7 protein-coding genes are annotated in these 6000 nt (G+C 68.1%); 2 read left to right on the top strand and 5 right to left on the bottom strand.

The features are described 5' to 3' along the window. On the top strand, positions 1-539 hold a 539-nt coding region (locus tag AC0KUR_RS36075), incomplete at its 5' end, for a DUF3592 domain-containing protein (protein WP_473377246.1). Between the two features lie 36 nt (positions 540-575). Here the strand turns inward: AC0KUR_RS36075 and AC0KUR_RS36070 are convergent. Beyond that, complete coding sequence (locus tag AC0KUR_RS36070; RefSeq protein ID WP_069245723.1) at positions 576-1190, bottom strand: CGNR zinc finger domain-containing protein; 615 nt, start codon at positions 1188-1190, stop codon at positions 576-578. Between the two features lie 81 nt (positions 1191-1271). Here AC0KUR_RS36070 and AC0KUR_RS36065 point away from each other — a divergent pair, with 81 nt between their 5' ends. Continuing rightward, positions 1272-2087, top strand: a complete 816-nt coding sequence (locus AC0KUR_RS36065) for an alpha/beta fold hydrolase (RefSeq protein WP_473377245.1) — start codon at positions 1272-1274, stop codon at positions 2085-2087. A 24-nt stretch (positions 2088-2111) separates the two neighbouring features. Here AC0KUR_RS36065 and AC0KUR_RS36060 read toward each other — a convergent pair whose 3' ends face one another. The 4 genes from AC0KUR_RS36060 to phnY all read right to left on the bottom strand — a co-directional run bounded on the left by AC0KUR_RS36060 (position 2112) and on the right by phnY (position 5979). Further along, positions 2112-2870, bottom strand: a complete 759-nt coding sequence (locus tag AC0KUR_RS36060) for an amino acid ABC transporter ATP-binding protein (RefSeq protein WP_226229456.1) — start codon at positions 2868-2870, stop codon at positions 2112-2114. Then, entirely contained in the window at positions 2867-3547 is a 681-nt protein-coding gene (locus tag AC0KUR_RS36055) for an amino acid ABC transporter permease (protein ID WP_034190212.1), read from the bottom strand. The genes AC0KUR_RS36060 and AC0KUR_RS36055 overlap by 4 nt, the downstream gene beginning before the upstream one ends. A 14-nt stretch (positions 3548-3561) precedes the next feature. Beyond that, a complete protein-coding gene (locus AC0KUR_RS36050; RefSeq protein ID WP_049028912.1) occupies positions 3562-4344 on the bottom strand; it encodes an amino acid ABC transporter substrate-binding protein in 783 nt (260 codons plus the stop codon). A 180-nt stretch (positions 4345-4524) separates the two neighbouring features. Beyond that, positions 4525-5979, bottom strand: coding sequence for a phosphonoacetaldehyde dehydrogenase (phnY, locus tag AC0KUR_RS36045; protein WP_034190339.1), 1455 nt, complete (start codon positions 5977-5979; stop codon positions 4525-4527). Positions 5980-6000: the final 21 nt, after the last annotated feature.

Below are 6000 nucleotides of genomic sequence, written 5' to 3'. Positions count from 1 at the left end.
TCGCGATCGGCGGCCTGCTGATTGCCGCCGAGCGGCGGCGCCGGCCGGCCGAGCCGCCGCCGACCCGTGCCGCGCTCAAACGGGCGCGGCGCCGCTGGGATGTCGCGATCGTGCTGATTCCGATCGCGATCGGCACGGGCTTTTTCGCCGGCGCCGGCGCGACCGCGCTGCATCAGTGGCAGATCGTGCACCACTACGCGCGCTCGACCGGCCACGTCGTCGAGATCGCGAAAAACGGACGGTCGTCGCGCTCGCGCACGTCGCTCTATTCGGCCATCGTCGCGTTCACGACCGACAGCGGGCGGCTGATCACGTTCGCGCAAGGCTCGGCGTCGTCGCATCCGGGCCTGCACGAGGGCGACGCGGTCAACGTGCTGTACGACCCCGTCACCCCCGAACGCGCGATCGTCGACCGTTTCTGGGATCGCTGGGGCCTCACGGCCATCCTGTTCGCGATCGGTGCGCCGTTCCTCGCCGCCGGGCTGTTCATCGCCGCGACGCTGTGGCCCGAACACCGGCCGCGCGAAACCGTCCAATGACGCACGCACGGCGCGCGCCCCGTCACGCCGTGCGCTTCATCGTTCCCTGAACGCCTCCACCTTCGCGCGGTTCCCGCACGTGCGCATGTCGCACCAGCGGCGCCCGACACCACGGCCGCGATCGACGAAGAACCACGTACACCGGCCGCACTGACGCACACGCGCGAAATCGTCGCTGCGCAGCAACTGCTCGAAGCCGAGCGCGGCCGCATCGATCCAGCGCGACGCGGCGCGCGCGTCGGGCCGCCACGCGAAGCGGCCGTCGACCGCGTCGAATGCGCTGCGCCCGATCGCTTCGCGGATCGCCACCGCGAGCCGGCCCGCCGCGCGCGCGCCGGCGCTGCCGCCCCCATCCGCCGTCAGGTGCGCGATCGCGGCATACGCATCGTCACGAAAGCGGCGCAGCGCCGCCAGTTCGTCAGGCCCGTCCTGCCGCGGATGACGCAGCAGCCGCGCCAGATCGTCCGGCGCCAGCAATCCGGCCTGCTCCGCCCACGCGCGCACGGCCGGCCAGTCGACGAGCTTGTCCTCGTCGCGAGTCTTGCCCGTGTCGGCCACCGTATTGAGGAAATCGAGCGCCGGATGGCCGCCGACGAAATCCGCCGCGCGCCATTCATGCGCGTGTCGCGCCGGCTCGGTTCGAGTAACCATTTATTTTCACCTATCGGTTTCACATCCGGACGATCCGGCGTAACCTGTTAACAACCAAAACAGGTTATCACGGAGAAGCCGATGCTCGAACTCCCGAATCGCTTCAATGTCGACGGCCACCGGATTGCCTGGGGCGCGTTCGGCGAAGGGCCGCCGGTGGTGCTCGTGCACGGCACGCCGTTTTCATCGCAGGTGTGGCGCCGGATCGCGCCGTGGCTCGCGCGGCGTCATCGCGTGTATTGGTACGACCTGCTCGGCTACGGCCAGTCCGACATGCCGGACGCGGATGTGTCGCTCGGCCGCCAGAACGCGCTGTTCGGCGCGATGCTGAATGCGTGGGGCCTTTCGCGGCCACGTGTCCTCGCGCACGACTACGGCGGCGCCACCGTGCTGCGCGCGCACTTTCTCGACGGCATCGCGTACGCGGATCTCACGCTCGTGAATCCGGTCGCGATCGCGCCGCAAGGGTCGCCGTTCGTGCGGCACGTCGCGCAGCACGAAGCCGCGTTCACCGGCTTGCCCGCGTATGCCCATCACGCGCTCCTCACGGCCTATCTCGGCCATGCGGTGGCGCGGCCGCTGAGCGACGACGCGCTGTCGATCTACCGTGCGCCGTGGCTCACACCGGCCGGCCAGGCCGCGTTCTATCGGCAGATCGCGCAGATGCGCCAGTGCTACATCGAGGAAGCCGAGGCGCGCTACGCGCCGCCGGATTTCCCGGTGCGCATCGTGTGGGGCGAGGACGACGCGTGGATTCCGCTCGAACAGGGGCAGGCGCTTGCCGATCGCATCGCGAACGGCAGGCTGATCAGGGTGCCGCGGGCCGGGCACCTGGTCCAGGAAGATGCGCCGGAGGCCATCGTCGCCGCGGTACTGGACGGGCACGTGACCGGCTGACCACCGCCGGCGTCGCGCCGCGCGTCAGAACACCGGCACGCCCTGCGCGAGCGTCGCGACGAACTTCGCGGTGCGCGGGTCGCGCGGCCGGCCGAACAGGTCGCGCGACGCACCGGCCTCGACGATGCGGCCGTCGGCGAGGAACACCGCGTCGTGTGCGATCGACGCGGCCAGGCGCAGGTCGTGCGTGGCCATCAGCATCGTCGTGCCTTCGCGTGCGAGCTGGCGCAGCACCTCGACCACTTCGACCGACAGCTCCGGATCGAGCGCCGACGTCGGCTCGTCGCACAACAGCACCTGCGGAGACGGTGCGAGCGCACGTGCGATCGCGACGCGCTGCTGCTGCCCGCCCGACAACGTGGCCGGCCATGCGTCGGCCTTGTCCGCGATGCCGACCTTGTCGAGCAACGCGAGTGCCCGCTCGCGCGCCCGCTCGCGCGGCCAGCGCTGCACGGTGACGAGCCCCTCCATCACGTTCTGCACGACGCTCAGGTGCGGAAACAGCTGGAAGTTCTGGAACACCATGCCGGTCTGCCGGCGCACCGCGAACACCGCGTCGCGCGACGGCCGCCGCCCCGGCGCGAACGCGATGCGCGCGTCGCCGACCGCGAGCGTGCCCGCTTCCGGCACCTCGAGCAGGTTCACGCAGCGCAGCAGCGTGCTCTTGCCGCTGCCGGACGGCCCGATCAGCGCAGTCACGCTGCCCGGCTGCAATGCCAGGTCGATTCCGCTCAGCACGCGCTGCGCGCCGAACGACTTGTCGATGCGTTCGAGACGGATCATCGCAACTCCGCCTGGAACAGCGCGTGGCGGCCGAAGCGGGCTTCGAGGCGACGTTGCAGCGTGGACAGCACCGAGCTGAACAGCAGGTAGATCAGCGCGGCTTCGGTATAGAGAATCAGCGGCTCGTAGGTCACTGCCGCGATCCGCTGCGCGGCCTGGAAAATCTCGGGCACGGTCAGCACGGCCGCGAGCGACGTGTCCTTCACGAGCGAGATGAACGAGTTCGACAGCGCGGGCAGCGCCACGCGCGCGGCCTGCGGCAGGATCGCGCGGCGCAACGCCTGCGCGCGCGTCATCGCCATCGAGTAGGCGGCTTCCCACTGCCCCTTCGGCATCGATTCGATCACGCCGCGGATCACCTCGGCGTTGTACGCGCCGACGTTCAGCGAGAATCCGATCACGGCCGCCGTCAACGGATCGAGCACGATGCCGACGTTCGGCAATCCGTAGAAGATCACGAACAGCTGCACGAGCAACGGCGAACCGCGGAACAGCCAGATATAGAAACGCACGACGGCCTGCGCCCAGCGCGGCCCGAACAGCCGCGCCAGCGCCGCGCCGAACGCGAGCAGTAGTCCGATCGCGAACGACGCGAGCGTGAGCGGAACCGTGAACACGAGCCCCGCGTATAGCAGGGGCCGCAGCGATTCCGCCATCAGGTGCAGCCAGGCCGGCATCGTTCAGCCTCGCGTCACGGCTGCGACACGTCGCGGCCGAAGTACTTCTGCGAGATCTTCGCGTAGGTGCCGTCCGCCTTGATGTCGGCCAGGGCCTTGTCGATCGCGGCCACCAGCGCGGGGCTGCCCTTGCGCAGCAGCACGCCGGATGCGTCGCCGGCGCCGGTCTTGTCGGTCGCCGCGATCTTCAGTTTCGCGTCGGGCTTGTGCTTGCGGAAATCGAGGTACGACAGCGAATCGTTGATCGTCGCATCGACGCGCCCCGACGTCAGCAGATCGATCGATTCGTTGAAGCCCTGTACCGGCACCACGTCGGCGCCATGGGCGGCCGCGAGCTTGCCGAAATTGCTCGTCAGCGTGTTCGCGGACTTCTTGCCCTTCAGGTCGTCGAACGAGCGGATCGTCGTGTTGTCCGAGCGCACGATCAGCACCGCGTGCGACGTGATGTACGGGGTCGAGAAATCGTATTTCGCCTTGCGCGCGTCGGTGATCGACACTTCATTGACGACCGCATCGTAGCGGTTCACGTCGAGGCCCGCGATCAGGCCGTCCCACTTGCCTTCGACGAACTGCGGCTTCACGCCGAGGCGCTGCGCGATCGCCGTTGCGATATCGACGTCGAAACCGGTCAGCTTGCCCGTTTCGTCGTGGTACGTGAACGGCGCATAGGTGCCTTCGGTGCCGACCCGGAACACGCCGGACGACTTGATCTGCGACAGGTCATCGGCGGCCAGCGCGCTGGTGGCCGCGGTGGCCTGCAGCAGCGCGACGATCAGGATGGAGCGGAGAAATTTCATGGTGCGGACCCCGAATGATTGGAGGAAATCATCCCGCCGGCACGCATGCGCCGTTCGAGAGGTCCGCGAATTCTACCGATGCGCCGGAGCGCGACAAACACGCAAATCCGCTAACGATATGAGCCGATCGAATAACGCCCGCACCGGCCGCGCAACCGGCGCGGGCGCCTTACACGCCGCTTACCACGGCAGCGAATAGGTCTTCGTATTCGTGAAGCTCTTCATCGCTTCCTGCACGCCTTCCTTGTATCCGAGCCCCGAATCCTTCACGCCGCCGAACGGCGTCAGTTCTAGCCGGTAACCCGGCACTTCGCGCACGTTCACGCTGCCGACTTCCAGCTCGGTGATGAAGCGCGTGATGTGGTCGAAGCGGTTCGTGCACACCGACGACGACAGCGCATAGTCGGTGCTGTTCGACATCCGGATCGCGTCGTCGATGTCGCGAAAGCGCAGGATCGGCGACACCGGGCCGAACGTCTCGTACTTCACGATCGGCATGTCGGGCGTCACGCGGTCGATCACCGTCGGCGAATACAGCGCGCCGTCGCGCACGTTGCCGACCAGCAGCCGCGCCCCACGCGCGATCGCGTCGTTCACCTGCTGCTCGCAGAACTTCGCGGCCGCCTCGTCGATCACGGTGCCCATGTCCACCGCCGGATCGGACGGGTTGCCGTACGACCAGGCCCGCGTCTTCTCGACGACGAGTTCGGTGAAGCGATCGGCCACCGATTCGTGCACCAGCATCCGCTTGATCGCCGTGCAGCGCTGCCCCGAGTTCTTGTACGAGCCCGACACCGCGAGCGTGCTCGCTTCGTCGAGATCGGCGTCTTCCATCACGATGATCGGATCGTTGCCGCCGAGTTCGAGCACGGCGCGCCGGTAGCCCATCCGCGCCGCGATCGACTTGCCGATCGACACGCCGCCCGTGAACGTGATGAGGTCGATCGCCGGGTTCGTGATCAGCTCGTCGGCGATCTCCTTCGGGTCGCCGGTGATCACCTGCAGCATCTGCGGCGGCAAGCCGGCTTCGTACAGGATGTCCGCAAAGAGATAACACGACAGCGGCACCTTTTCCGACGGCTTCACGACGATCCGGTTGTTGGTCGCGATCGACGGCACGATCTTGTGCGCGACCTGGTTCATCGGATGGTTGAACGGCGTGATCGCGGAGATCACGCCGAGCAGCGGGTCGCGCTGCGTGTACACGCGGCGTTTCTTGCCGTGCGGCGTCAGATCGCACGAGAAGATCTGCCCGTCATCCTTCAGCACTTCGCCCGCGCCGAACGTCAGCACGTCGGCCACGCGGCCCGCCTCGTACGTCGAATCCTTGAGGCACAACCCGGCCTCGGCCGTGATCAGCGCCGCGATCTCCGCCGTGCGCGCACGCACGATGTCGGCCGCGCGGCGCAGGATCGCCGCGCGATCGTGGCGCGTGAGCGCCGGCCGGTATGCACGCGCGACCGCGAACGCGCGGCGCACGTCGTCCAGCGTCGCCTTCGGCACGGTGCCGACCAGCGAGCCGTCGTACGGGTTGCGCACGTCGATCACCGCGTCCCGATGAATCCGCTCGCCGTCGATTCGCAGTGCTTCGCGACGAATCCCGCGGACGGCCGTCGATGCTGCAATGGCGTTCATGAGTATGTCCCCTTGCGGATG

The organism is Burkholderia sp. YHN3-13, from assembly GCF_055810675.1.
Note: the sequence above shows the minus strand (reverse complement) of the source record. Positions and strands in the feature narration are given on the sequence as shown.